The sequence below is a fragment of the Jeotgalibacillus proteolyticus genome, assembly GCF_002926065.1.
GTDB lineage: Bacteria > Bacillota > Bacilli > Bacillales > Jeotgalibacillaceae > Jeotgalibacillus > Jeotgalibacillus proteolyticus.
The window spans coordinates 36,970-62,500 of record NZ_PREZ01000011.1 but is presented as its reverse complement, the minus strand read 5'-3'; the positions used below and the strand labels follow the sequence as shown (position 1 = coordinate 62,500).

Genomic DNA, 25,531 nt, shown 5'->3' with positions numbered 1-25,531 from the left:
AATGTCAACAACTTTTTTCATTTGTTTTTCGTTCGCGTTGTTTTCCTTAGCAACGAATAATAATATAACACGCTATAAACCTTGTGACAATAGTTTTTAACAAAAAAACGAGAATAATTTTTTCGGTGCTGTAAATTGATCGTAAAGCCTTTTTAAACTGCAGATACTTATTAATAATACCCCGTTTTCCTTCTATATTTCTAGCTATTCTGTGTTGTTACCCGGATAAACGTAAAAGAAACCTTCGGTAATCTCAAAAATCCTGTTAAAAAAAGACGTCCGATCCGGACGTCTTTTAACTCTATAAATTAATCACGATGTCTCATAAGCGGGAACAGAAGAACGTCGCGGATGGATGGAGAATTGGTTAGCAGCATAACCAATCGGTCTACCCCAATCCCAAGCCCGCCTGTTGGCGGCATTCCGTATTCAAGCGCTTCTACAAAATCATCATCCATTTCATGAGCTTCATCGTTGCCTGCTGCTTTTTCTGCAAGCTGTGCTTCAAAGCGCTGGCGCTGATCGATTGGATCATTTAGCTCAGTAAAGGCATTTGCGTATTCACGGCCGACAATGAATAGTTCAAAGCGGTCTGTAAAACGCGGGTCCTCAGGGTTTTTCTTAGCCAGAGGAGAAATATCAACCGGATGGCCGTAAATGAAGGTCGGCTGTACTAATGTCTCTTCTACTTTCTGCTCGAAGAACTCATTAACAATATGACCGTACTCCATAGAATCCTTTACCTCTATGCCGTGTTCAGCAGCAAGAGCATGCGCTTCCTCTCTCGACATTTCCTTCCAAAAATCGACGCCAGTTACTTCTTTAATGGAATCAACCATATGCACGCGGGCCCATTTAGGTGTCAGATCCACTTCATGACCGCCATAAGGTACGATCGTGGTACCAAGAACTTCTTTTGCTACATGAGCTACAAGGTTTTCGGTTAAATCCATAATATCCTGGTAATCAGCGTATGCTTCATACAGCTCAATCATTGTGAACTCAGGGTTATGGCGTGTTGAAATTCCTTCATTACGGAAAACACGGCCAATTTCATACACCTTTTCAAGTCCGCCAACGATCAGGCGCTTTAAGTGAAGCTCGATTGCTATACGAAGGTAAAGCTCCATATCAAGAGCATTATGGTGAGTAATAAACGGACGGGCAGCAGCACCGCCTGCAACAGAATGAAGCATTGGCGTTTCTACTTCCAAATAGCCGTGATCATCCAGGTAGCGGCGCATCGCCTGAATAATGCGGCTGCGTGTAATAAACGTTTTTTTGCTGTCCTCGCTCGTAATTAGATCAAGGTAGCGTTGACGGTAGCGCTGCTCCACATCTTTAAGACCGTGGAATTTCTCCGGAAGCGGACGGAGAGATTTAGATAGAAGCTCAAAGCTTGTAACTTTAATTGAAAGCTCTCCTACCTTTGTTTTGAAAACGAGTCCGGTAACCCCGACAATATCTCCTAGATCTGCTGTTGTAAAAAGCTCGTACGCTTCCTCGCCAACAGCATCCTTCCGGACATAAAGCTGGATTTGACCCTGGAGGTCCTGAATGTGGGCAAACCCCGCTTTTCCTTTGCCGCGTTTTGTCATAATTCGACCTGCTGCCGAAACGGTTACGGGCATTTCATCAAGCTGCTCTTTCGTAAACTCATCATATTGAGTTTTAATATCATTAGAACCGTGTGAGCGGTCGAAGCGTTTGCCAAATGGGTCGTTTCCTTTTTCGCGGATCGATTCCATTTTTTCGCGACGAACGCGAAACTGGTCATTCATTTCTATTTCACTCATGCCTTTCACTCCTCTTAATTTATCTTCTATATGATTAAGGTCATAAACCGGGTACACGCTGGTACTTGTCTATTTTACACAATATAAAGAGCTGGTACACCCCTAAAGTCTCTTTTGCTTATCTTCCTTTAAGAAAATACCGGCGATCAAACAAAAAACTGCCGGCTTGGGATTCGGCAGTTTACTGTAATCATGTTTTATCTTCTATTCAAAAAGGCCTGAAAACCGTTTGCTTTTATTTTTCTTCCAAAGCTCGACCCCTTCTTCATCACCAATTGACTGCTGGATCATACGCAAGGATTCATTTAATACAGGGTGAATCATAAAGGGATTCATTTCCAGCAAAGGAATCAGCACAAAGCTCCGTTCATGCATCCGCGCATGCGGAATGGTCAGGCTGTCTGTTTCTATTTGTTCTGCATTGTACAATAAAATATCAAGGTCGATCGTACGCGGGCCCCATCTAGTCAGCCGTTTCCGACCCAGTTCTTCTTCGATGCCCCTGCAGGCCTGCAGCAATTTTTCTGGTGACAGCTCGGTCATAACCTCAACAGCCAGATTTAAGAACTTTGCCTGCTCTGTAAAACCAACCGGCTCTGTTTTATAAATTGAAGAAGCACAGGTAATCATTATTCCGTCAGTCTCCTGCAGAAGAAGCAGTGCCTGCTGCAGATTGTCAAAGGAGTCTCCAACATTGGAACCAAGAGATAAATAGGCGAGAGATTCCATCAGCTTCGTCCTCTGGTAATCTCAATGGCTACTGAATCATAGTGCCCGGGAATAGGCGGATCCGGTTTAATTACTTCTATTGTACATTGATTTAGTTTGTCAAATTCCTCAAGCAGGGAGGAAGCCAGCTTTTCAGCGAGCGCTTCTAATAAGTGAAAAGGCTTCCCTTCCACAATGTCTCTGCAGAGCGCATATACCTCACCGTAATTGATTGAATCCTCGACGTTATCTGTTTTTCCGGCCGTAGACAGGTCCAGCTCCAGGACGGTATTTACCCGGAAACGCTGCCCAAGCTTTGTTTCCTCTTTAAAGACACCATGATAGCCGTAGAATTCCATATTATTTACTTTAATTTTATCCATCACGCTCACCCTTTCCAACTAAGACATCCATCACCTTTGCCATGCGGGCAATTTCTTTTACATCATGTACACGCATAATATGACAGCCCTGCTGAATACCGTAGCAAACGGTGGCACCTGTTCCTTCCATGCGTTCCTGAGCAGGTAAATCTAAAATGTTGCCTATCATAGATTTCCGGGAGGTCCCAAGAAGTACGGGATAGCCTTTATCCGCCAGCTTATCTAAGCTTTGCATCATTTCAATATTCTGCGCCTGGGATTTCACAAATCCGATTCCGGGATCTAAAATAATCTGCTCTTCTCTGACACCACCCTTAAGCGCGATCTCGATGCTTTCCTCTAAATCGGCAAAGGCTTCATCGATGAATGAGCTGTACTCGCGATTGGTCCGGTTGTGCATCAGGATAATGGGCACGCCGTACTCCGCCGCTACCTTTGCGATATCCGGCTCTCTTTTCGCTCCCCATACATCATTAATAATGGCAGCACCCGCCTCTATGGCTGCCTTTGCCGTTCCAGCTTTATATGTATCAATGGAGATCGGCACATCTACCTGTTTTGAGATCGCCTCAATCATCGGCACTACACGTGAAATTTCTTCTTCTTGGGATACCGGAACATGACCTGGCCTGGTGGATTCTCCGCCAATATCAATAATATCAGCACCCTCCTCAACCATTTCCCTTGCTCGTTGGACGGCTTTTTGGAGTACGTCAAAGCGGCCGCCATCTGAAAAAGAATCTGGTGTAACATTCAATATGCCCATAACCATTGTTTTTTTCGTCAAATCTAATTGTGTTGAACCGCATGTAATTATCATCTATAGCCCTTCTTTCAAACGTAGATCTAAAATTCCTCTATATATAGGCGAGATTTTGGAACCTTTTTATAGCCTTCCAGGAGCTGGCTTGTCTGACGGCTGCTTTTAAATCCCTGCCCGTTAATGGCTGTAAGCGGGACAATTTCCTGAATGGAGTTTGTAATAAAAGCTTCTTCCGCCTGCATAAGCTGCTCTTTTAAATAAAGTCCTTCCTCAATCTGAAGGCCTGATTTCCTTGCCAATGAGAGTACCAAACTTCTTGTGACGCCGGCTAATATTCCTGTTTCAAGCGCTGGTGTATACAGGGTGTCTTCTTTTATCCAAAAGATATTGGAGGTTATGCCTTCAGCAACATATCCTTCTTTTGTAAGAAAAAGGCCTTCTGTTCCGGGGTCGGCAACTTCTCTTCTCCCAGCAATATTATTAAAGTAATGATGAGATTTTAAACGTATGGCTGTCTCCGGTGTATTTCTAGGAAGTGTCAGCCACTGACCTTTTTTACCTCCAGCTGGCTGAGTCATCAGTTTTTTTTGCAATAGCATGACAGTCGGCTTGTCGTATGGCTCAGGAAATAACCCGATATCACGGATCCCTGCGGAGACATTTAAACGGAAATAGCCATCCTCTCCTCCATTGGCCTCCAGCAGATTATCAATCATATCCGCTGCTTCAGTGATGTTCAATGAAAAGTGTATGCCCATTTCCTGAAGAGATTCATGAAGACGCTTGAGGTGGCTTCCAAGAAGAAAGGGCTGGCCATTATAGGTTCTAAACGTTTCAAATACACCGAGTCCATATAGAAATCCATGGTCAAAGGGAGAAATTTTTGCTTCTTCTGCCTCCATAATGGAGCCGTTTAACCATAGCTTCATGTTGCGTCCACCTTTGGAATAAAGGATTGATACGTTTTAAGGAAATTACGTAAAAGGGTTTTTCCCTGTTCTGTCATGATGGATTCAGGATGGAACTGCACCCCTTCAACTGCAAGCTCATGATGGCGAAGCCCCATAATCTCACCCTGATCCGTCCAGGAAGTAACCGTAAGCTCTTTTGGCACCGTATCCTTTTCTACTATTAATGAATGATAGCGGGTGGCTGTAAAGGGGTTCGGCATATTTTGGTAAACCGTCTGGCCGTCATGATAAATGAGCGAAGTCTTCCCGTGCATTAATCGCTCCGCACGAATGACTTTTCCCCCGAATACCTGCGCCAGGGATTGGTGTCCCAAACAAACGCCAAAGATCGGAATTTTTCCGGCAAATGCACTAATCGCATCAAGGCTGATGCCTGCTTCATTCGGACTGCATGGGCCAGGGGAAATCATCAAATACTTTGGGTTCATTTCCGCTATATCCTCAAGTGTGATTTCGTCGTTGCGCCGAACAACCAGCTCTTCTCCAAGCTCCCCTAAAAACTGAACCAGGTTATACGTAAATGAATCGTAGTTATCGATCATCAGGATCATGTTGTCATCTCCTTGCCTTCCGCTAAATCTTTTGCGTGCCAAAGGGCTCGTGCTTTTTTTAGTGATTCCTTGTATTCTCTCTTAGGGTGGGAATCAATCACCACGCCTGCTCCTGCCTGAACATGGCCGATTCCCTCCTGGACAAGCATTGTCCGAATGACGATGTTCAGCTCCATGTCTCCATTAAAGCCAATCCAGCCGATTGAGCCTGTATACAATCCTCGTCTGACCGGCTCTAATTCCTCGATAATCTCCATTGTTCTTACCTTTGGAGCCCCAGTGATTGTACCTCCAGGGAAAACAGCACGTATAACGTCCGCTTCATTGTAAGCCGGATCCATTTCCCCACGGACATTTGATACGATATGCATTACGTGTGAATATTTTTCGATTACCATGAACTCATTTACTTCCACCGTTCCGTACCGGCTGACACGTCCAAGATCATTTCGTTCAAGGTCAACAAGCATCACGTGCTCCGCACGTTCTTTTTCGTTTTGAATCAGCTCATCAGCAAGCTCCTGATCCTCCTGTTCATTTTTCCCTCTTGAGCGGGTCCCCGCAATCGGTCTGGTGCTTAATTCATTGCCGGCTTTTTTCACTAGTAATTCTGGAGAGGCTGATACAATTTGAGCGTCCGGCAATTGAATATAAGACATATAAGGAGAAGGATTAAACGAGCGGAGCTCCTTGTAGATGGAAAGCGGTGTTGCAGCCAGCGGTTTTGACTGCCGGACAGATAAATTCACTTGAAAAACGTCTCCCTGGGCAATGTACGCACGAATTACTTCTGCCGCCTTGCTGAATGCTGCCTCGTCCATTGAGTACATCATTTGATCGTCTACATCCGCACTTTTTCCTGCTGAGTCTTCTTGTCGTTCTGCCATCTGTTCCCACGACGCTGCCCATTCATCCAAGCCTGTTTCTCGTTGATTTTTCTCATGAAGCACCATAAAATAAAGCAGATTCGTTTGATGATCGAACACCAGCCATCGGTCAAACAGCATAAAACAAATATCCGGAAGCCCGTGGTCATCTTTTGCGAGTTCTGGCAGCTGTTCAATGGATCTGACGTAATCATACGAAATATATCCCATCGCTCCTCCCTGGAAATCAGGAAGCGCGGGAATAGGGTCCATTTTATAAGGTTTCATCCAGTCAATCAGGCTCCGAAGCGGATCCCCCTGAATTGTATTTTCGGAACCTTTATCATAAATCGTTAACTGATCGTTTTTGCCTTCTGCCCATGCAAATGGACGGATGCCAGCCATACTGTAGCGCCCGCCCCTTCCGCTCTCTAAGAAAATGTGCCGGTCTTCAAGAACGGTTTGCTCGGTATAGCTATGAAAAAACGCATCGTGCGTTGTTTTGGTCGTTCTATATGAAATCGTATATTCACTCATTCTGGTGTCACTCCTAAACGTATTCTTCTTCTCTCATCATACACGATCCCGCCTATTGAATCACCGGAAAAATCCTGCACATCTTCTTGTAGGATCTGTTTAAGATCTTACCCTCATTCTTATCTGCCCAGCTCTTTTTGATCTCTTATTCATCAAAAAAGCAGACCCCCAATTTTGGGATCTGCTTTTGGTTTTATTAATCTTCAAACTGGTAAAGTGGCGTGCTAAGGTAGCGCTCACCATTACTCGGAATAACCGTAAGTACTTTCTTGCCTTTTCCAAGCTCCTTGGCCACCTTTAATGCTGCATAAATAGCTGCCCCTGAGGAAATACCGCCAAGAATTCCTTCTTCTTTTGCTGCTTTTCGCGCTGTTTCAAATGATTGCTCATTTGATACCTGAATGACTTCATTGTAGATTTCTGTATTCAAGATATCCGGAACAAATCCTGCTCCGATTCCCTGAATCTTATGCGGGCCCGGGCTTCCGCCGGATAGAACCGGTGAATCAGTCGGCTCAACTGCATAAATTTTGATATCAGGATACTTTTCACGAAGAACCTGGCCAGCTCCCGTAACGGTTCCGCCTGTTCCGATTCCTGAAACAAATGCATCAAGCTGATCGCCCATCTGTTCGACAATTTCTTTCCCTGTCGTACGGCGGTGAACCTCTGGGTTAGCTGCATTTTTAAATTGCTGCGGCATGAAATAGCCTTTCTCGCCTGCAATTTCTTCTGCTTTAGCAATTGCACCCTTCATGCCGTCAGGACCCGGAGTCAATACAAGCTCTGCTCCATAAGCACGAAGCAGGTTGCGACGCTCCATACTCATCGTTTCCGGCATAACAAGCACAGTGCGGTAGCCTTTTGCTGCAGCCACCATGGCAAGACCAATTCCTGTATTCCCACTCGTAGGCTCAATGATTGTATCGCCTTCTTTAAGGCTGCCTTCTTCCTCGGCTGCTTCGATCATGGCAAGAGCAATACGGTCTTTTACGCTGCTTCCAGGATTCATGTATTCCAGCTTCAAGTAAATCTCAGCTGAATTTTCGTCAGCCAGTCTGTTTAACTTTACAATCGGTGTGTTACCCACTAATTCTGAAATATTGTTTGCGATACGTACCATTTTAACACTCCTAATCCCTAGTAATGTGATCGGTATTTCGTCATGTACCAAATTTACCAACTTTTCAGAACAATTTCAACTACAAAGTTTTATGTTTTTCATATTTCTGCAAAAAGGAGATAAAAAAGAGACACATATTCGCTTGTGTCTCTTTTTTTAATGATTATTTTTACTCGGTCGGTCCATAAAACCAGGTGATCGGTACCTCATTCCAAAAAGATTCAGCGGTGACAGGGACATTCAGCTGCTCAATTGCAAGCTGTCTTTCGATCCGTCCCTTCACGTCATCAAAGCTGAATTCAACGCCTGTCGTTACTTCGTGAAGCAGGACTATCGTAAAGCCCCCGTCCGTTTGGATCGGCTCTGACCATTCTCCGGGAGATAGAGATTTTGCTGCATTCAATATATTTTCATCGATCGCGTTTGAATCCTCCGGAACATAACCAAAAAGTCCCCCCTGGCTTGCTGTTGCCGTATCAATAGAGCGCTCTCGTGCCAATGCTTCGAAGGAGGAATCATTTTCAAGCTCCCCAAGAACCTGGGCAGCCTCCGCCTCTGTTGCGACAACAATCTGGGATAGACGGTACATGGAGGGAACCACATAAAGGGATTTATTTTCCTCATAGTAAGCCTTTAGTTCTTCTTCAGAGAAATCCACTTCATTTGTAATGAGCTTTTCAAGAATCACTTCTGTTTTCAGCTGTTCCTTTAGTACTTCTTCATTCGGAAGAGTCGCCTGATCATTTACATTCAGAACTGATCGCAGCATGGAAAACTCCTGATCCAGTTCTTCCTGAGAAATTGACACATCAAATTTGTCAGCAGACTGCTCCATTACACGCTGATTAATTAATTGCTGCAAAACCTCTTTCCCGTAGCGCAGCTCAATGGCATGGAGCCATTCCTGCCGGGAAATTTCTTCATCACCTACTGTTGCTACAGCCTCAGAAGCACCCTCAGAGCCTTCTTTTGTGACCCATGCAATAAGCGTAAAAAGATTGGTTAACAGCAAAATTCCGATAACATAGACAAGGGGCTTCGCTTTTAAGCGCCGGTTTCTGAGATCTCTCACCATGGTCTGTTATTTTGCCTCTGCTAAAAAGGCTTCTAATTCTTGTTTATCATAACGATAAGTCTCCTGACAGAAATGACATTGCGCTTCTGCCTGACCGTCTTCATCAATCATATCCTGAATTTCTTCTGTTCCAAGACTGATAATGATTGTACCAAATCTTTCCTTTGAGCATTTGCATGTAAAGGAGACCGGCATTGTATCAAGAAATCTCACATTGCCTTCTCCAAGTACTGTCGTTAATACTTCTTCCGGAGAAAGACCGTCCTGAATCATTTTTGAAATAGGCGGAATGGATTTAAGTCTTTTTTCTATCGCATCGATCGTCGAGTCATCTGCTCCAGGCATAAGCTGCACAATAAAACCGCCGGCAGCAAGAATCGTATTATCCGGATTCACCAGTACACCCACACCAACTGATGATGGCACCTGTTCTGATGAGGCGAAATAATACGTAAAATCTTCTCCCAACTCGCCGGATACAAGCGGTACCTGGCCTGTGAAATTATCCCGCATGCCTAGATCTTTCACAATGGTCAGGGAGCCCTCTGTGCCAACTGCTCCTCTAACATCAAGCTTTCCCTGTTCATTTAAATCAAGATGGGTCTGCGGGTTCGTTACATACCCTCTCACCTGTCCCTTGGCATTGCTGTCAACCAGGATAGGTCCAAGCGGTCCATTGCCTTCGACCTTAACCGTAAGATTGTTATCGCCTTTTAGCATGGCCCCCATCATGACCCCCGCAGTCATTGTACGTCCTAATGCTGCAGAAGCGGTTGGCCAGGTATAATGGCGTCCCTGTGCTTCCTGAACAGTGTCTGTTGTATTAACGGCATAGGCACGAACATTGTCATTGAAAGCTAGTGCGCGAACCATATAGTCACTCATAGTAATTCTCCTTTCACTCTTCCATATTCCGTTTGTAAATCAGCTGCAGCCCTTTTAGCGTTAAGAAAGGGTCCACATGATCAATTATATCGGATTCTCTGGCAATTAATGAAGCCAAACCGCCTGTGGCGATGACTTTTACCGGACCTGCTGCTTCTTTTTTCATTCTAGAGACGATACCCTCAACCTGACCGACATAGCCATAGACAATGCCAGACTGCATCGCTGTAATCGTACTCTTTCCTATAACTTGATCCGGACGGGCGATTTCAATACGCGGAAGTTTTGCTGCTTTAGCATATAGTGCCTCTGTTGAAATGCCGATCCCAGGGGCTATAACCCCACCCATATACTGACGGCTTTCATTGATATAGCAATACGTCGTTGCTGTTCCAAAATCCACAATAATCAACGAGCCGCCGTGATCCTGAATGCCTGCGACTGCATTGACAATCCGGTCAGCACCGACTTCTTTCGGGTTATCATATTTTATATTTAAGCCAGTTTTCATCCCGGGTCCTACCACAAGGGGCTTTAGACCGAAATATTTTTGGCACATTCTCTCAAGCGGGAACATTATAGGAGGTACAACAGATGAGATAATAATCCCATCAAATTGATTAAACGAAAGACCCACATGCTCAAACAAACTCTTTATTAGCATACCGTACTCATCTTCAGTCTTATGACGATTGGTTTCAATACGCCAGTGATAATTCATGCGTTCTTCTTCATATACCCCGAGCACAGTGTTTGTATTGCCGACATCCAAGACAAATATCATTGTTTTTCACCATTCCTAAAGAATTTTAACACTGCAAATATCATACCATAATTCTTTCAGTAATCTATGGTCAGGAATTGAATAGAAACTGCTGAATATATACCTGTGAAAATCACAATAAGAAAACAGGCGCCCGGCAAGGGCGCCTGTTGAATTTAGTCTTTTTTGTTCTGGTCACTCGGTCCTAATTTTTGAGGAGGAGTATTATCTTTAAATACCTCATCAGTTTGAGGTGATTTGCCGTCCTTGGATTCTTCCAGCAACTCATCGGATGACTTTTCAGTCGGGCTTACCTCTTCAGAAGTTACCGTCTCATCCTTTACGTTGTTACCATAATCCCGTACCGGTAACTCACCGTGGTCAACCAGATGCTTAATTTGTGCAGCATCAAGCGTTTCAATCTCTAACAGTGTTTCTGCGATTAATTCAAGCTTATCGCGGTTTTCTGTCAGAATGGTTTTCGCACGCTCGTAACACTCTTTAATGATCGATTGAATTTCTGTATCAATGTCATAGGCAATTCGATCAGAATAGTTCTGCTCGCTGTTGAAATCACGTCCAAGGAATACTTGTCCCTGAGACTGTCCAAATTGAAGCGTACCAAGCTTTTCACTCATACCAAATTCCGTTACCATTCGACGCGCAATTCCTGTCGCACGCTGGAAGTCGTTTGAAGCCCCTGTCGAAGCTTCGCCAAAGATAATATCCTCAGCAACACGCCCGCCAAGAAGTCCCGTAATTTTGTCGAGCAGCTCAGGTCTGGTCATAAAGTAACGATCCTCTTTTGGAAGCATGACGGCGTAGCCGCCTGCCTGTCCACGGGGAACAATAGTTACCTTGTGAACCATATCTGCTTCATCAAGCACTACACCAATAATGGTATGTCCTGCTTCATGGAATGCAACGATTTTGCGTTCTTTTTGAGAAATGACACGGCTCTTTTTCGCAGGACCGGCAATGACGCGGTCTGTCGCTTCGTCAATATCACTCATATCAATCGATTTTTTGTCACGGCGTGCAGCCACAAGTGCAGCTTCGTTCAGCAGGTTTTCAAGGTCTGCTCCTGAGAATCCTGGTGTACGCTGTGCAATCGCTTTTAGGTCGATGTTGTCGCCTAATGGCTTGTTGCGCGCATGTACTTTAAGAACAGCTTCACGTCCTGTTACATCTGGACGGTCAACCGTAATTTGACGGTCAAAACGACCTGGACGAAGCAATGCCGGATCAAGGATATCAGGACGGTTTGTCGCAGCAATCATAATGATTCCTTCGTTTCCGCCAAAGCCATCCATTTCAACGAGAAGCTGATTCAGCGTCTGCTCACGCTCATCATGGCCTCCGCCAAGACCTGCTCCACGCTGGCGTCCAACTGCATCAATCTCATCAATAAAGATGATACATGGTGCATTTTTCTTCGCATTTTCAAACAAATCACGCACACGGGATGCACCGACACCGACAAACATCTCAACGAAGTCAGAACCTGAAATCGAGAAGAACGGTACGCCAGCTTCACCGGCTGCAGCACGGGCAAGTAATGTTTTACCTGTACCCGGAGGACCTACTAAAAGAATCCCCTTAGGTATACGTGCACCTACATCTGTAAATTTGCGAGGATCTTTAAGGAAATCAACAACTTCCACAAGCTCCTGCTTTTCTTCATCCGCACCCGCTACATCTTTAAAGCGGACTTTTTTCTTTTCTTCCGTATAAAGCTTCGCTTTACTTTTACCAAAGTTCATAACACGGCCGCCGCCGCCTTGTGCCTGGTTTAATAAGAAGAAGAAGAGAATGAATATAATTACGAAAGGAATGATCGTCGTTAAGAATGTTACCCACCCGCTGGTTTCAGGGGCTTCAAGAACATTGACATTGGTCGGTGTATTTGCAGCCGCCTCATCAATTGCCGGTAATACGGTACTATCCATCGGAATATTTGTGACGAAATATTCGTCTTCGGCATAATCGCTCAGCTGTCCGACAATGTTATAAACACTGCGGTTTGGCTGAATGTCGATTTCCGTTACCTCACCATTTTCCAGTGCGTTGATGAAATCGCCGTATGTGAGTTCCTGGTTCGGCTGATTGCCATTATTAAAGAGCCCGACAATCCCAATAATAACCAGAAATACTAGTAAATAAAATATCGTGTTACGAAATATTCGGTTCATCCCTTACCTCCTCCCACGGTTACAGAAACTAATAACAATAGTATCATAGTGAAATAAAGCATGACAACCATTTAGACCCATAGCTGCATACTTTATACACGGTGCTTTTTCATTCATTTTCATTACTCAGCATCCGCGTAAATTTCAGGCTTTAAAATACCGATATATGGGAGGTTTCGGTAGCGTTCGGCGTAATCTAGTCCATATCCTACAACAAAAGCATCCGGTACAATAAATCCAACATAATCTGCTGTAATATCAGCTTTTCTTCCAGATGGTTTGTCCAGAAGCGTCACAATTTTGATGGATTTTGCTTTCCGGTACTTGAAAAGATCAACTAAATAGCTAAGCGTGAGACCACTATCAATGATATCCTCTAAAATCAGAATATCTCTTCCCTCTACCTTCGTATTTAAATCCTTAATAATCTTAACTTCTCCTGAAGACACGGTTGAATTGCCGTAACTTGAAACATCCATAAAATCCATTTCCAAATACACGTCCATACGCTTAATCAGATCGGCCATGAAAGGAAGTGCTCCTTTTAATACACCGATAGCCAGCGGATATGAATCCTTGTATTCGGCTGTAAGCTCGGCTCCAAGCTCTTTAATTTTTTCCTGAAGCTGTTCTTCTGTATACAATACTTTCTCAATATCCTGATTCAACACGAACAATGTCCCCCTAGAAGTTATCCTTATAGTGAATTAACGTATATGCACGGCTCCCGTCCTTGGGCTTCACTGCAGCTTTTGCTGTGCGCATGCCCGGGATCCAAAGTACCCTCCCGCTGGCGTCTGTAATAATCGGCCACTGGCCGCGAAGATCCACCGGAACCTTTTCATCAATAAATATCTTTTTGATTTTTTTGGGCCCGTCCAGTCCCTTGAGCTCAATTCTGTCTCCATCCTTCCTTGTGCGGACAGTCAGAGGCCAGGCTGTTTGGGATAATTCGAGCCGGCAAAAATCAGCCCTTTCAGGCAGACCCTCCACCAAACCTTCTGCCGCAGTTACATAAGCTCCCGATGGAAGCTTTATGGTTTGCCCGATGTCCAATTGATAGCGAAAAGGTGATGCTGAATTGGAGGGTGCAAATTCAAATACAGCAGTTGAGTACGAACGCTTTACAAGTAAGCCCTCAGGCAAATGAAGCTCGCCTGATGGATGCTTTTGAAGCAGCAGCTTTTTAATAGCGGACGTGTGAGTGGAAGTTAATGACGTGGGTACTTTTGCATAAAGATAATTCAATATTAGATGAATCATTCTTCTTTGTAAAGGAGGAGCCACCTCACTCCATTTTTGCTGGTCCAGCTTAATATACTGATTCTTTTGATGAATTATACAGGCCGGTAAACACTCCTTGGTTTTTTCCTCCATAAAGCGTTCATCCTCGAGCATCTCTTCTGTATAGCGGATTATCTGTTCATGAAGTGAGGGGTTTTCTTCTTTTAATAATGGAATCACATGATTGCGTAACCGGTTTCTTGTATAATCATCCTTTTCGTTGCTCGGGTCTCTTCTTACTTTTATGCGGTGATGTTCACAATATTGTTCGATTTCTTCTTTTGTGACCATTAAAAGCGGGCGTACCAATTCACCCGGCCCAAAGGTGCGTTTTGGTAAAATGCCCGCTCTTCCTTTCATTGTAGAGCCCCGGATTAAACGAAAAAGAACCGTCTCGATTTGATCATCAGCATGATGCCCGAGCACAAGCTTTGAGGCCCCGGCCCTCTTCATAACCTCCTTTAAAAAGGAATAGCGCATTTCACGGGCTGCCTCCTGCAGCCCTATGCCGCTCTCGCTCATTTTCTCCTTTACGTTAACATTGGTGATGTGACAGGGGATCCCCTGCGTTTGGCAAAACCCCTGGACAAACGAAGCATCAGCCGCTGACTCCTCCCCTCTTAAAAGATGGTCGACATGCGCTGCTTCAATCTGAAGCGCCATACCTGCCTCGTTCAGTAAATAATGGAGAAGAGCCATTGAATCCGGTCCCCCCGAAACCGCAACAATGATTTTTTCTCCCTGGGTAAATAATGAATGCTCATCTATATATGAACGTACTTTTGTACTGAATCGGTTCATGTACTGCTTCACCTTTTTCTAAGATTCCTTTTTTAAAAGGAACGGAATGGCTCTATTGTATCAAGACTTTCCCGCCACTCCATAAAATTTTGATTTACTAAAAATTTTACCCTGTTTTTATGGCAGCGGGAATCGCCGCCCATTTTGGCATTTCACGCTGGATCTGAACAGCCATAATGGTCATGTCATCCTCAATTTCCCCTCCCGAGGTCCGGACGGCTGCCTCCATTAAAATATCAGCCACCTCCTGCGGCTCTGCAGTTTTTAATTCTGAGATCTGCCGTTTTATCCACCTTTCCGGATTTTCGATAAATCGCGGACCGTCCAGTACGCCATCGCTTAGCATAATTAACAGATCTCCAGCTTTTAACTGATCCTCGAGCACCTCCATTTCCAGCTCGCTGAAAAAGCCCATAGGCAGATTGCCCGCTTCGATTGTTTTGACTGTCTTCCCCCTTTTTATATAGCTTGGCACTGATCCTACTTTTAAAAATTTTGCTTTTGCGTTTTGTAAATCAATCATAGCTAAATCAACCGTTGAGTACATATCTCCCGTTCGCTTAACGGTTAAAATGGAGTTGACAGATTTTATGGCGAGCTCTTCTTCAATTCCAGCCTGAAGCATCTGCCTCAGCAGCTGAATCGTTTCATCACTTTCAAGCTTGGCTTTTTCCCCATTACCCATCCCATCACTTATGGCGATCGCATATTTTCCTCCATGCAGATGCACCGCTGCGTGGCTGTCTCCAGAAATAAGCCCTCCTCCGTGAGCCGCATGAGCAATGCCCACGCTGACTTTAAATGCTTTTGATGATCTGAACGTTACAACCATCCCTTCATACGGAGAAGGGAGCTCCACCTTTTGATGGACGACAATCGTTTCTTTAAGAATGGATGAGAGCATGGGCGCTATGAGTTTTTCACACTCCCCATGCTTCACGACAAAAGGCAGCATCACATCCACATCAATATGGCCATAATCCATACTGTGAACATCTACATTGTCTACGTTGATTCCAAAATCGTTAAGAGCCTGAAGCATCTCATCCTCCTGTTGATCATGCTTTTCGGTTTCCCTTTGGAGATCCACGGCAAAATCCTTCATCACAGAAGAGAGTCCCCTGAGCTGATTGGACACAAACTGATTGCTCTCCATCATCTGTTTTTTCATTTGAAGCTGGTTTGCCCTTAAGGCTGCCTCATCCAGAAAGGCTGACTGCACCTGCTCAGCCTTCACACATAAATTCTGCCAGGCTTTTGGAGGTTTATGATCATCCGGCGGATCTGCGAGATCCTTCATCCACTCGTACGTTCGATCAAAATGGGTAGACCAGCAATAATCTTTCTTAAAGCACATCTGGCACGTATTTTCCGTTACGCGGCTTAAGGTGTTATCAATCGTGACTGCTTTAGAAAGAGACTCATTCCCTGGATCGGTAAATTGAAAGCTTTTAGAAAGCGTGTCAAACATGTCAGAGAATTTTTGTACTTTCTCTGCAGTCACATCCCTTACATTGCGGGCGTAGCTTTGCTGATCCTGTTCATGCTCAGCAGAACCGGGTATATGGCGCGCAATCGCAAATAAGAAGCGTTTAGGCGTCAAAAATACCGCAAGTCCAGCAAGTGCTGATTCATATAATGAAATTTCAAGCAGGGTCCCCTGATTCATAAACAGACCCATAAGAAGTGTTGCCATCATAAGCCCCAGCGTTACGCCGGTAGCTTTACCGCTCTTCATTAATCCCCCCAATAAGCCTGCTACGGCAAGGACTGCCACTTCAGGCAAATGATTTACTGAAGCAAGACAGAATACAAGCCCTGTGACAATACCAACAGTGGAGCCTACCATTGCTCCAGCTGCAAGTGCAGCAACAATGACGACATAACGGGTAATGATATGGTCTATTGCTAAGCCTCCAACGGTAAAACCGATCAGACCGGTTGCGATGGAGGCTACAACAATCGCAATAGCCACCATCTCCTCAGGCGCATAAGTGCGCTTTCGGGCTTTTGTTATAAGCTGCATGCCCTGTAGGAAGACAAGTGTCAGGATCCCTGCCAGGGCTGCCTCAAACGCCACCATCACCCCATCCACCCAAGTGAAGGTAGCAGGCAGCTCGATACTTAAATAGATCGTTCGGGCGATCACGACGGAGAGTGCGACCGTTCCTGCCAGGACAAAGCGATTTTCCTTCATTTTATTTTTAACGAGTAAGGATCCAAAATAAAAAAGTGCAATTGTACTGAAGGTATAAACCCCCTGCCAGATCCCTAAGGTTGAAGCTCCTAAAACAAGACCGGCCATAACCATTAATGCTTTATTCCGGCTGACCATAAAGATCACCGCGAACATCGGCAGAGCGAATGGAGTGAATTGAGACAAAAATAGAGCTCGTCCTAATAAAATGCTGACCAGAATATGAAGGACTCCTTTATGAAGCATCCAATGCGACATTAGGATCGTTAGACGATTTTTCCATCGTGGAATTCTCTTCTTTGCCTGCATTAACGAAATCGAATCTGTCACTTTCATGTTTACTTCATGTACATTCTCCATTTACTCCACTCCCTAACGTTTCGTTGCGATTGATTATAGAAGAGAAATACCCAAAGAGTTTGTCAAAATACAGAGCCGATTTACTTGAATCGTTCGACGTTTTTTTGAAAAACCTATGTTTTCGGTAATGATTTCATCCATTCGCCTTTATCTTTTTTAAAAGCAGGTCGAAGGGTCGTTCTTTTTCTCGGAAAGTAAGGGAAAGAAAAATGTTTGAACCGGATTATGCTTGAAATGAAACGAGTATACTGAACGTTATCGTCAATTAGGCGGCATTAAATCTGCCTGTGAACCTGTTTGACCAATGCTGGATAAGTGATGAGGAACAAAGGGAAAAGAACCTGCGCAACCCAATAGTTGAGGGGAACGATGACTTGTGACTACTATATAGAAAGTTTTCAAGAATAAACAGAGCAGGCACAGGCAATAAATGGTCCAGGTGGACTTGTAAAATCTTTTCAAAAAAAGATTGACACTTTTTACAGCGCTATGTATTATATAACTTGTGCTTCAATTTGCTTTACGAGCAAAAGCGAAGGCTCAGATAAGATTTGGCGGCGTAGCTCAGCTGGCTAGAGCGTACGGTTCATACCCGTGAGGTCGGGGGTTCGATCCCCTCTGCCGCCACCATATAGGCCCGTTGGTCAAGCGGTTAAGACACCGCCCTTTCACGGCGGTAACACGGGTTCGAATCCCGTACGGGTCATCATATAAGAAGAAAAAACACATCAGCGTAGATGCTGATGTGTTTTTTAGTATGAAATTTTATCCTTTTGTTCAAGTAGAGGTAATTGACGATGGGCTAATTCGACCTTCAGCTTTTCAGTTTCCAGCAAAAAATTCTCATGGCGCAGCTTTTCCAGCTCAAGCTCATCTTGAACGATGGATTTCTTCATTTGTGTCAGCCGTTGAAAGTGCATCGTAATAATCGCTGTGATCGGTATGGACAAGCCAAGCACAACCGCCACAAGACCCGTAATATCTTCGGCATTCATTATTCTTCCTCCAATTCTTTATCTTCTCTTTAATTCAGCTTCTTTTGCTCAGAGATCTGATGGCGCTGCTCCAATTCCAGCCTCAGCTTATCTGTTTCAAGCAGGAAGTTTTCGTGCTTTAACTTTTCCAGTTCAAGCTCTTCTTTAATTGCTTTGCGTTTATTTTTCGCCTGTTTTTGCAAATGGTCTGTAATGATGCTCGTGATGGCAATGGCCCCTATGATCACAAAGAATGTCATCTAACACCCTCCTTCCGGGCTTCCCTGCTTTAGCCAGAGAATGGTTTTCCTTTTATACGGATAACTCCCTGATTTGGTTTCGGTGATGATCATCGTGCTGCATAAAATCGGTCAAATATTCCTGCATGGTGATGGTTGTGTTCCTGATTGAACAACTGGCATGGTATTCCCGGTCATTTACATTTCGCACCAGGTCTGTAAGCTCTGTTCTTGCCTGTATCGCACCATCTATTACTTGTTCTTTTGTTTGTCCATTATGCGCTCTTTCTTCAGCTTCTTTATTAAATGAATGAAAATCAGGAGACGGTTTAAGCTGTGCGCCTTCCTTCATATATGGAAGCCTTTCTTTAAGCGTGAAGAGATCCCATGCCTCGAGATGGGAAATCACCGCTGCAACCGACCACTTACCCTCTTTAATAGGTGAAAAAAATTGCCCGTCCTCCATTGTTTTTAATTCTTCAAGCCAAAAGCGGTAATCTACGCTGTGCTGAATCCATTGTTCCTTATTCATTTCGTTGTCATCCCTCCGGAAAAATTCTTTATCTATTAGCTTCTACGAATGAGGAGAAAAGTCCTCTTTTACCACCTAACCAACTACAAAAAGAGTGCGAAGGGTGCTGATACTAGATGTTTCGATTTCCTCTTCCGAAAGAGTTGGCAGTGTTGTGCCTTTTTTAAAACAGGTGAGCAGAGATAGATGTTAGAAATTGTTAAAAAAGAAAGAGGGTCATTGAGCAGCTTTTGAGGGGATGGTCTTTTGTATGTGGGTTTGCAGAAAGAGTCTTCAGCGGAAATTGGTTAGCTGCGTTGCAGCAATTGAGCATTCATTTAAACGAAAAAAAGGTAAACAGAAAAGAGCCGGCGTCTATAGCCGGCTCTTTTCACTATTGCACTGTATCGATAGATCAAGATTATTGATGCCATCTAAAAATACGAAATTGACAGCTTATTATCCTTTTTTAGCACCTCTGCCGCCTCGTTTTGACTCTGTGTGGCGCTTAAGTGATGTCAGGCGATCCTCACTATCTTTCAGGAAACGAGCCATTTTTTGTTCAAATGTTTCTCTTCCTACAGCACCCCCGCCGCTATTGCTGCTTCGGCCTCCGCGCTGATCATTACTGCGGTTGGGTCTTGGACGCTGCTGAGCTTGCTGAGGCGGCTGATCTTTTGCTTTGCGAATGGACAGACCAATTTTGCCGTCCTTCTCCACATTCAAGATCTTTACTTCAACCTCGTCTCCTACTTTAAGATGCTCATTGATGTCCTTGACATAGTTATCCGCAACTTCACTGATATGCACAAGTCCTGTTGAACCTCCTGGCAATTCAACGAATGCCCCGAAATGAGTGATGCCTGTCACTTTACCTTGTACCTTGCTGCCTACTTCGATTGACATAAAAAAAATGATCCTCCTTAGAAAAATAAAAAATAGACCTTACTTATTATTATAGCTAACATAAAAAAAGAGTGTCAACATACCGACACTCTATTTGTAAAATATTCTATTCAGATGTATTCCACAATTGATCAGTTTTCCTGATCTGAAGCGGTTTGACCATCCTCGGGAATATTAAAAATAATTTCACCTTCATCTGATAAGAAATAGTCTCTTCTGGCTAATTTGGCTATGTACTCATCGTCATTCAGCTTTTCGATCTCGTTATTAAGTTTCTTTTCGTCCTTTTTCAGCTGAACTAATTGTTCATCCAGCTGGACTTTTTGCGCCTGTTTTTCCTCCAGTACATTCGCTCGGGTCACCATGGAAGAAATAAGCAGGCCGCTAACAACCACCGCAAAAACGATAAAGAGTGATAGCCTTCGAATAAGTCTCTTTTTATGAAGTTCTTTTCGATGCTCTGAATTTTTCTGATCCACAATGTACTGATTTTCCAGGGAGGTTACATTTTTGCGTTTAGTTCCCATATGTGGTTGCCTTCCTCCTTCTTATCCAACTCGTGAGACTTAGCCACGGAATCCTTATGCTTATTCCCTATTATATAACAGATTAAGCCACTTTTTTATCTTTTTTGCAAAAAAAATTCCCTTTTTACGAGAAAACTGGATAAATGGCCGGAATGGAAAGGCCACAATTCGTCCCACAACCTGCAAAATACGACAAAAAACGGTAAATCCCCCAATGGCAATCAGCAGAATCAGTTTCCAAATCCACAAAATTGGCGTAAAAACGAAGATGGTAAAAATGGAAGTAATGACTTTAACGACCCACTTAACCACCCGGTCCACAATCCCAAGAAGGTAAATAAAGCTTTTTTTCACTAAGGCCTCATAGCCAGCAAATCCGCACAGGATGGAGAGAAGCACATAAAGTCTCCACTCCCCGCCATTCACATTAAATAATAAAATAAATACGAGCAGGGCTTGTACGACCCAAAAAACGCCATCTGTAACCCAGCGCCAGCCGGTAGAGCCTGACCGGGTAATATACCGGTCATAAAGGGTCAGGTTCAGCCCGATAACCAATCCGGCGGCAAGCATCGTTGACATTACCTGGAGCTGCAGATCAAGAATCATCGAAACAGCTTACTGAACAGCCCTTTCGCTTCCTGCGGGCCCGGTTCATCAATATAAAGCAAATCATCAATTTTGCCTTTAAGGGAAACCTCGCCTTTATCCACATCTAAATTGACCATCTGCAGATTCTTTCCCTTAATAGACAAAAAGCCCTGAACCGTTTCCAATAAAAATTCTTCATTGTCAAAGCTTTCTACCTGCCGAACCCCTGTTATGGATAACGTTTGTCTTTTACTCATAATAATTTCGTGCTCCGGTTTATTTGCCTGAGGCTCCATTGAGTAAGGCACTTCATCCACCCCGCTTTGAAAATTCAAACTGTTACTTAGCACATTGTATGCAGCAGAAAGGGGATGTATGACGCTTATTCATGATGCCTCCTATTATTCTTCCGATCCTAATCGCTCTTCCTTTGTAATCGTGTACATCGTCGCAGCTTCTTCTTTTCGCGTAGTTTCCTGCAGCCGGTCTACAGTTGCCGTTACCACACGCTGTCCAAAGCGAATGACAAGCTCGTCTCCGGGCTTAACGGTGGAACTTGCTTTTGCCTGCTGGCCGTTGACAAGTATGCGTCCTTTATCTGCTACTTCTTTTGCCAGTGTTCTTCTTTTAATTAAACGAGAAACCTTTAAAAATTTATCTAATCTCATGTTCTTTCCCCCGCCTTCTATAGTCCTTTTCGTTTAGCTTCATCCCAAAACTGATCCAGCTCCTGCAATGTATGGGCGTTAAATGGCTTTCCAGATGCCTGCACGCATTTTTCCACATGCATAAACCGGGCTTTAAACTTTTGATTGGTCATAATGAGTGCTTCTTCTGCATGAATATCATGAAAGCGTGAAACGTTCACGAGAGCAAATAACACGTCTCCGAATTCCTTCAGGCTTGCTTCTTTATTGCCGTTAGCTACTTCCTCCTGAAACTCCTGCCACTCTTCTTCAAATTTATCCCACGCACCGGAGTGGTCCTCCCAGTCAAATCCTGCTTTTGCTGCTGCTTTTTGAATCTCAGCTGCCTGAATAAGAGCGGGCTTTCCTGCACCAGTGTCTTTTAAAAAGGACGTATACTCCTTTGTATCCCCTTTTTCTTTCTGTTTAATGGCTTTCCAGTTTTTCATTACATCCTCAGTCGTTTCAGCTTTTACATCGCCAAACACATGAGGGTGTCTCCGGATCATTTTTTCAGAAAGAGTTGAAATGACGTCCTGAATCGTGAAATAGCCATCGTCCTCGCCAATCTGGGCATGCAGCATGACCTGCAGCAGCACATCGCCTAGCTCTTCGGTTATATGATCGTAATCCTTTTGGTCAATTGCCTCAAGCAGCTCGTAGGCTTCCTCGATTAAATGCTTTTTTAAGGACTCATGCGTCTGTTCCCGGTCCCACGGACAGCCAGTCGGACTTCTCAGTGCCGCTATAATTTGACGCAGCTTAAAGAACTCCCCGTTTAGCTGATCCTCCTTTAACGGTGGAACGTAGACGCTTGTCAGGTTACTAAGGGCCATTCCATGATCCAGTTCATAAAGCGGCACCGTAGTCATTTGCTGCCCACTGCTTCCTGCAGCTGTAACAATGGTAACAGGATGTTCATCAGGATACTTTTCCATCAGGGTAAGCTTAACCTCTGATGCGATAAAGGCATCATACACCTGTCCAATAATGATATGCTGGGTAACCTGCAGGCCATCTCTTTCAAGTGCTGTTCCGTCCAGCAGCTGAAAGCCTTCAATAGGATCTATTTCTACAGCAGTAAATAAATCATCCAGAAAGCTTTGGCCGCCGTGAACCGTTACAGTAACGATTCCCTTACGCTGATATTCTAAAAGGATCTGAACGGTCTGCTCCGCCACCAGGGGATGACCTGGGACAGCATACATCACCGGTCCTTCCTCTGCCTGCTTAATAAGCGTACCGGCTATTTCCTCATAGACATCTTCAAAGCGGTCATGTGCTTCATACACATAATCGAAGGAAGAAAAGGCTAGGCCCTCTTTTTTTAATGCTTCGATCACCGGGTGTGACAGTGTTCGCGCTATAATGGATGGTGCTTGTGTAAGTTTTTTATAAATACCAAGCGGCAGCTGATCCAGATCCCCTGCCCCAAGGCCAATAATGTCAATGTGTTTAGCCACAAAACTGCCTCCTTTATGGTTTACTTTTCTATATAGTTATGGCAATCTGCCAAATAATCGTTCGAGTTTTCTTCCAAGAGGAATTTGTTTTACCTCATCCTGCGTAAACAGTCCTTTTCTCCAGCTTACTTTAAAAAAGACCCATGCTCCAGCTGTTACACCAAGTAAGCACATAATAACTGCTGTCAGCCGGCTGTCTGGGAAGGGAACCGGCAAATGCAGCAACGTCTGCACCGTCAATGTCATAGCAAGAAGCCCCAGAGCAAGCCTCATATAAAAAAGACGCGAAAGTAAATAACCGACTTTCCTTCTGAGTCTCCAAACAACTGCAGCTGTGACAAATACGAGAGCTGCTACAGTAGAGATTGACGCTCCCATTGTGCCATAAGAAGGGATTAAAAGCCCATTTAAGCCATATTTTATCACCAGACTGAAAACAATCGACCACGCCGCTAAATGGTAATCTCCCACACCCTGCAAAACTGCGCTTATCGTCAGGATGACAGAAGCAAAAAGGACTGAGGCACTAAGGACAGCAAGAACAAGTGAACCCTGAGAATCCTGAAAAAGCATGTGATTGAGCGGATCTATTATGTTCATTAACCCTGCTGCAGCTGCAGCGCCAAATAACAGCCCAACCTTAACTGCTAGCCTGGCCTGCTGCCTGACGATCTCCAATTTTTTATTTTCATGCGCAGAAGCAATAATCGGTACGATAGCCAGGGACAGTGAAGTGGCAACCACTACCCCCATTTGAAGCAATGGCTGTCCCCGGTCATATACACCTTTTAATGACTTCGCCGCCCCTTCTTCAATCCCTCCTGCAACAAGCATCGAGTACACATTTAATGAGTCCATCAGCTGGTACAATACGAGCAACATACTGCCCATGCCAATCGCTGTTCCGGTTATGGTCAGCTGACGGATCACCGACCAGTCTTCTCTTCTAATGGTGAATGAACCAAGCGACCGCCAATTAATGTCCTGCTTTTTTAAGAAAAATAGAAGGATGCCAACACCGGTTACAGCACCGGCAAGGGAGCCAAGAACCGCTCCTTTCCCCACATCATAAAGCGAGGATTCAAGAGTCATAAGCAAAATGGACAAGCCCAGGATAACGATTACCCGGATTAATTGCTCACCGGTTTGTGAAAAGGCTGAAGGAACCATATTATAATTTGCCTGAAACCACCCTTTACTTGTCGATAAAATAGGCATCAGTAAAAAAGGATACGCCATTAAACCAATTAACGGTGCCAGCAGGGGATCCCCCATCCAGCCCGCAATCGAATTTGCTCCTAGACGCAAAAAGAGAAAGATGACAATGCCGACAAAGGTTAAGTAAAGAAACGATAGTTGAAGTACGCGCAGCACTTCCTTTTCAGACGAATGCTCCTTTTTATCAACGACCATTTTTGAAATCATAACGGGAAATGCATACGTACAAAGGGCCAGCAGAATGCCATACAGCGGATACACCTGCTGATAAATATAAAACCCTGTATCGCCTACAATATTTTGAAAGGGAACGCGATATAATGCGCTTAAAATTTTAGAGAAAATGGCTGCCAGCGTTAAAATGGCCGCTCCTTTCATCATATTGCCTGATGTTTGACCCATCGGGATGCCACTCGCCTTTCGTTCCGTTCCAGTATTCATACTTGTCAATTATAGCAAAATCCATGATTCCTGTCGTTTAATGCCTGTTTTCAGACCCTTTTTAAATAAAATAAACGCAGTCCTGTTAAGGCTGCGTTTTTTTTCGATTATTAATGCTCCATTTGACGTCCAAGGAAGCTTGCTGCTGTTTCACAGGACTTCATTTCAACTTCACTGAGCGCCTGATCCTTTGAAAAAATGATCACCGCGCCGATTGGATCTCCTGATGAAACGATTGGAGAAATCGCATAAGAAGCTGCTTCATCATCCTGGTGCTCAATTACTGCTAAGCTCGTTTGTTTTTCAGATAGGATGCTTTTACGAGCAGCCATAATTTCTTCTACCCCGGAGCCGATTCTGCGATTCAGGTATTCCTTCTTGGAGACACCGGCAATCGCGATAACATTATCCCGGTCACAAATTAATACAGGATGGCCAAGGCTGTCCTGCAGTGCTTCTGCATATTCCTTTGCAAAGCTTCCCAGCTCGTTAATAGGAGAATATTTTTTTAAGATGACTTCCCCTTCACGATCAACAAAGATCTCAAGCGGATCTCCTTCTCGGATGCGTAAGGTTCTTCTGATTTCTTTTGGAATTACCACACGTCCTAAATCATCAATTCGACGGACAATACCAGTAGCTTTCATTTCGTGGTGCCTCTCTTTCTGTGAGCGAATTTTTCCTGTCCTGTTTATCACACTGCTTGTTACTTACTTGCTA

General features: G+C 44.2%; 26 protein-coding genes and 2 tRNA genes. 2 read left to right on the top strand and 26 right to left on the bottom strand.

The genetic code is table 11. The features are described from left to right. Positions 1-308: 308 nt before the first annotated feature. From lysS to spoIIE, 15 genes are all read right to left on the bottom strand, one after another. A complete protein-coding gene (lysS, locus tag C4B60_RS20630) occupies positions 309-1,796 on the bottom strand; it encodes a lysine--tRNA ligase (RefSeq protein ID WP_104059850.1) in 1,488 nt (495 codons plus the stop codon). A gap of 204 nt (positions 1,797-2,000) precedes the next feature. Further along, the gene (folK, locus tag C4B60_RS20625; RefSeq protein ID WP_104059849.1) at positions 2,001-2,525 is read right to left on the bottom strand and encodes a 2-amino-4-hydroxy-6-hydroxymethyldihydropteridine diphosphokinase; all 525 of its coding nucleotides are present in this window, start codon (positions 2,523-2,525) and stop codon (positions 2,001-2,003) included. Continuing rightward, entirely contained in the window at positions 2,525-2,887 is a 363-nt protein-coding gene (gene folB / locus C4B60_RS20620) for a dihydroneopterin aldolase (protein WP_104059848.1), read from the bottom strand. Before folB ends, folK begins: the two co-directional genes overlap by 1 nt. Then, a complete protein-coding gene (gene folP / locus C4B60_RS20615; protein WP_104059847.1) occupies positions 2,880-3,707 on the bottom strand; it encodes a dihydropteroate synthase in 828 nt (275 codons plus the stop codon). The genes folB and folP overlap by 8 nt, the downstream gene beginning before the upstream one ends. A gap of 26 nt (positions 3,708-3,733) precedes the next feature. Next, positions 3,734-4,579, bottom strand: a complete 846-nt coding sequence (gene pabC, locus C4B60_RS20610) for an aminodeoxychorismate lyase (protein WP_104059846.1) — start codon at positions 4,577-4,579, stop codon at positions 3,734-3,736. Further along, positions 4,576-5,172 (bottom strand): aminodeoxychorismate/anthranilate synthase component II, encoded by a 597-nt coding sequence (pabA, locus tag C4B60_RS20605; protein WP_104059845.1) that lies wholly within the window; start codon positions 5,170-5,172, stop codon positions 4,576-4,578. Before pabA ends, pabC begins: the two co-directional genes overlap by 4 nt. After that, positions 5,169-6,575, bottom strand: coding sequence for an aminodeoxychorismate synthase, component I (pabB, locus tag C4B60_RS20600; RefSeq protein ID WP_104059844.1), 1,407 nt, complete (start codon positions 6,573-6,575; stop codon positions 5,169-5,171). The genes pabA and pabB overlap by 4 nt, the downstream gene beginning before the upstream one ends. A 196-nt stretch (positions 6,576-6,771) precedes the next feature. Then, positions 6,772-7,698 (bottom strand): cysteine synthase A, encoded by a 927-nt coding sequence (gene cysK, locus C4B60_RS20595; protein WP_104059843.1) that lies wholly within the window; start codon positions 7,696-7,698, stop codon positions 6,772-6,774. Positions 7,699-7,867: 169 nt separating this feature from the next. Then, positions 7,868-8,773 carry a peptidyl-prolyl cis-trans isomerase gene (locus C4B60_RS20590; RefSeq protein WP_104059842.1) on the bottom strand — a complete coding sequence of 302 codons (906 nt, stop codon included), beginning with the start codon at positions 8,771-8,773 and terminating at the stop codon, positions 7,868-7,870. A gap of 6 nt (positions 8,774-8,779) precedes the next feature. Continuing rightward, the gene (gene hslO, locus C4B60_RS20585; protein WP_104059841.1) at positions 8,780-9,658 is read right to left on the bottom strand and encodes an Hsp33 family molecular chaperone HslO; all 879 of its coding nucleotides are present in this window, start codon (positions 9,656-9,658) and stop codon (positions 8,780-8,782) included. A gap of 13 nt (positions 9,659-9,671) precedes the next feature. Beyond that, positions 9,672-10,442, bottom strand: coding sequence for a type III pantothenate kinase (locus C4B60_RS20580; protein ID WP_104059840.1), 771 nt, complete (start codon positions 10,440-10,442; stop codon positions 9,672-9,674). Between the two features lie 155 nt (positions 10,443-10,597). Then, entirely contained in the window at positions 10,598-12,613 is a 2,016-nt protein-coding gene (gene ftsH, locus C4B60_RS20575) for an ATP-dependent zinc metalloprotease FtsH (RefSeq protein ID WP_104059839.1), read from the bottom strand. 122 nt (positions 12,614-12,735) lie between these two features. Continuing rightward, a complete protein-coding gene (gene hpt / locus C4B60_RS20570) occupies positions 12,736-13,284 on the bottom strand; it encodes a hypoxanthine phosphoribosyltransferase (RefSeq protein WP_104059838.1) in 549 nt (182 codons plus the stop codon). 13 nt (positions 13,285-13,297) lie between these two features. Beyond that, positions 13,298-14,698, bottom strand: a complete 1,401-nt coding sequence (gene tilS, locus C4B60_RS20565) for a tRNA lysidine(34) synthetase TilS (protein WP_104059837.1) — start codon at positions 14,696-14,698, stop codon at positions 13,298-13,300. A gap of 106 nt (positions 14,699-14,804) precedes the next feature. Beyond that, positions 14,805-17,255, bottom strand: coding sequence for a stage II sporulation protein E (gene spoIIE, locus C4B60_RS20560; RefSeq protein WP_104059836.1), 2,451 nt, complete (start codon positions 17,253-17,255; stop codon positions 14,805-14,807). A gap of 553 nt (positions 17,256-17,808) precedes the next feature. Between spoIIE and C4B60_RS20555 the strand changes: the two genes are divergently transcribed. Both C4B60_RS20555 and C4B60_RS20550 read left to right on the top strand, forming a co-directional pair. Continuing rightward, positions 17,809-17,885 (top strand) — tRNA-Met (locus C4B60_RS20555). A gap of 4 nt (positions 17,886-17,889) precedes the next feature. Continuing rightward, positions 17,890-17,961: transfer RNA gene (locus C4B60_RS20550), tRNA-Glu, on the top strand. 46 nt (positions 17,962-18,007) lie between these two features. On the opposite strand, the gene C4B60_RS20545 is transcribed toward C4B60_RS20550, so the two are convergent. The 11 genes from C4B60_RS20545 to spoVT all read right to left on the bottom strand — a co-directional run bounded on the left by C4B60_RS20545 (position 18,008) and on the right by spoVT (position 25,458). Beyond that, a complete protein-coding gene (locus tag C4B60_RS20545) occupies positions 18,008-18,250 on the bottom strand; it encodes a hypothetical protein (RefSeq protein ID WP_245154069.1) in 243 nt (80 codons plus the stop codon). 29 nt (positions 18,251-18,279) lie between these two features. Beyond that, positions 18,280-18,489: a hypothetical protein gene (locus tag C4B60_RS20540; RefSeq protein ID WP_104059835.1), complete on the bottom strand. Its 210-nt coding sequence runs from the start codon at positions 18,487-18,489 to the stop codon at positions 18,280-18,282. A 52-nt stretch (positions 18,490-18,541) separates the two neighbouring features. After that, a complete protein-coding gene (locus C4B60_RS20535; RefSeq protein ID WP_104059834.1) occupies positions 18,542-19,000 on the bottom strand; it encodes a DinB family protein in 459 nt (152 codons plus the stop codon). Positions 19,001-19,438: 438 nt separating this feature from the next. Beyond that, a complete protein-coding gene (locus C4B60_RS20530) occupies positions 19,439-19,885 on the bottom strand; it encodes a S1 domain-containing RNA-binding protein (protein WP_104059833.1) in 447 nt (148 codons plus the stop codon). 131 nt (positions 19,886-20,016) lie between these two features. Then, on the bottom strand, positions 20,017-20,412 hold the full coding sequence (locus C4B60_RS20525) for an FtsB family cell division protein (RefSeq protein ID WP_104059832.1): 396 nt from the start codon (positions 20,410-20,412) through the stop codon (positions 20,017-20,019). A gap of 60 nt (positions 20,413-20,472) precedes the next feature. Further along, entirely contained in the window at positions 20,473-21,021 is a 549-nt protein-coding gene (gene yabQ / locus C4B60_RS20520; RefSeq protein WP_104059831.1) for a spore cortex biosynthesis protein YabQ, read from the bottom strand. Next, a complete protein-coding gene (gene yabP / locus C4B60_RS20515) occupies positions 21,018-21,299 on the bottom strand; it encodes a sporulation protein YabP (RefSeq protein ID WP_104059856.1) in 282 nt (93 codons plus the stop codon). The genes yabQ and yabP overlap by 4 nt, the downstream gene beginning before the upstream one ends. A gap of 105 nt (positions 21,300-21,404) precedes the next feature. Then, complete coding sequence (locus C4B60_RS20510; RefSeq protein ID WP_104059830.1) at positions 21,405-21,671, bottom strand: RNA-binding S4 domain-containing protein; 267 nt, start codon at positions 21,669-21,671, stop codon at positions 21,405-21,407. Between the two features lie 17 nt (positions 21,672-21,688). Next, complete coding sequence (gene yabN / locus C4B60_RS20505) at positions 21,689-23,152, bottom strand: bifunctional methyltransferase/pyrophosphohydrolase YabN (RefSeq protein WP_104059829.1); 1,464 nt, start codon at positions 23,150-23,152, stop codon at positions 21,689-21,691. Between the two features lie 36 nt (positions 23,153-23,188). Continuing rightward, positions 23,189-24,811 carry a putative polysaccharide biosynthesis protein gene (locus C4B60_RS20500; protein ID WP_245154068.1) on the bottom strand — a complete coding sequence of 541 codons (1,623 nt, stop codon included), beginning with the start codon at positions 24,809-24,811 and terminating at the stop codon, positions 23,189-23,191. Between the two features lie 110 nt (positions 24,812-24,921). Continuing rightward, positions 24,922-25,458, bottom strand: coding sequence for a stage V sporulation protein T (gene spoVT / locus C4B60_RS20495; RefSeq protein ID WP_104059828.1), 537 nt, complete (start codon positions 25,456-25,458; stop codon positions 24,922-24,924). Positions 25,459-25,531 lie beyond the last annotated feature (73 nt).

Excerpts from the sequence above, each read along its gene's own strand:
- C4B60_RS20590 (WP_104059842.1), bottom strand. The coding sequence starts at position 8,773 with ATGGTGAGAGATCTCAGAAACCGGCGCTTAAAAGCGAAGCCCCTTGTC.
- C4B60_RS20530 (WP_104059833.1), bottom strand. The coding sequence starts at position 19,885 with ATGTCAATCGAAGTAGGCAGCAAGGTACAAGGTAAAGTGACAGGCATC.
- yabQ (WP_104059831.1), bottom strand. The coding sequence starts at position 21,021 with ATGATTCTTGATCTGCAGCTCCAGGTAATGTCAACGATGCTTGCCGCC.
- pabB (WP_104059844.1), bottom strand. The coding sequence starts at position 6,575 with ATGAGTGAATATACGATTTCATATAGAACGACCAAAACAACGCACGAT.
- yabP (WP_104059856.1), bottom strand. The coding sequence starts at position 21,299 with ATGGAGCCTCAGGCAAATAAACCGGAGCACGAAATTATTATGAGTAAA.
- C4B60_RS20545 (WP_245154069.1), bottom strand. The coding sequence starts at position 18,250 with ATGAATGCCGAAGATATTACGGGTCTTGTGGCGGTTGTGCTTGGCTTG.
- pabA (WP_104059845.1), bottom strand. The coding sequence starts at position 5,172 with ATGATCCTGATGATCGATAACTACGATTCATTTACGTATAACCTGGTT.
- C4B60_RS20510 (WP_104059830.1), bottom strand. The coding sequence starts at position 21,671 with ATGAGATTAGATAAATTTTTAAAGGTTTCTCGTTTAATTAAAAGAAGA.
- cysK (WP_104059843.1), bottom strand. The coding sequence starts at position 7,698 with ATGGTACGTATCGCAAACAATATTTCAGAATTAGTGGGTAACACACCG.
- C4B60_RS20540 (WP_104059835.1), bottom strand. The coding sequence starts at position 18,489 with ATGACATTCTTTGTGATCATAGGGGCCATTGCCATCACGAGCATCATT.
- pabC (WP_104059846.1), bottom strand. The coding sequence starts at position 4,579 with ATGAAGCTATGGTTAAACGGCTCCATTATGGAGGCAGAAGAAGCAAAA.
- C4B60_RS20535 (WP_104059834.1), bottom strand. The coding sequence starts at position 19,000 with ATGAATAAGGAACAATGGATTCAGCACAGCGTAGATTACCGCTTTTGG.
- spoIIE (WP_104059836.1), bottom strand. The coding sequence starts at position 17,255 with ATGGAGAATGTACATGAAGTAAACATGAAAGTGACAGATTCGATTTCG.
- C4B60_RS20500 (WP_245154068.1), bottom strand. The coding sequence starts at position 24,811 with ATGAATACTGGAACGGAACGAAAGGCGAGTGGCATCCCGATGGGTCAA.
- folK (WP_104059849.1), bottom strand. The coding sequence starts at position 2,525 with ATGGAATCTCTCGCCTATTTATCTCTTGGTTCCAATGTTGGAGACTCC.
- folB (WP_104059848.1), bottom strand. The coding sequence starts at position 2,887 with ATGGATAAAATTAAAGTAAATAATATGGAATTCTACGGCTATCATGGT.
- lysS (WP_104059850.1), bottom strand. The coding sequence starts at position 1,796 with ATGAGTGAAATAGAAATGAATGACCAGTTTCGCGTTCGTCGCGAAAAA.
- ftsH (WP_104059839.1), bottom strand. The coding sequence starts at position 12,613 with ATGAACCGAATATTTCGTAACACGATATTTTATTTACTAGTATTTCTG.
- C4B60_RS20580 (WP_104059840.1), bottom strand. The coding sequence starts at position 10,442 with ATGATATTTGTCTTGGATGTCGGCAATACAAACACTGTGCTCGGGGTA.
- hslO (WP_104059841.1), bottom strand. The coding sequence starts at position 9,658 with ATGAGTGACTATATGGTTCGCGCACTAGCTTTCAATGACAATGTTCGT.
- tilS (WP_104059837.1), bottom strand. The coding sequence starts at position 14,698 with ATGAACCGATTCAGTACAAAAGTACGTTCATATATAGATGAGCATTCA.
- C4B60_RS20525 (WP_104059832.1), bottom strand. The coding sequence starts at position 20,412 with ATGGGAACTAAACGCAAAAATGTAACCTCCCTGGAAAATCAGTACATT.
- folP (WP_104059847.1), bottom strand. The coding sequence starts at position 3,707 with ATGATAATTACATGCGGTTCAACACAATTAGATTTGACGAAAAAAACA.
- spoVT (WP_104059828.1), bottom strand. The coding sequence starts at position 25,458 with ATGAAAGCTACTGGTATTGTCCGTCGAATTGATGATTTAGGACGTGTG.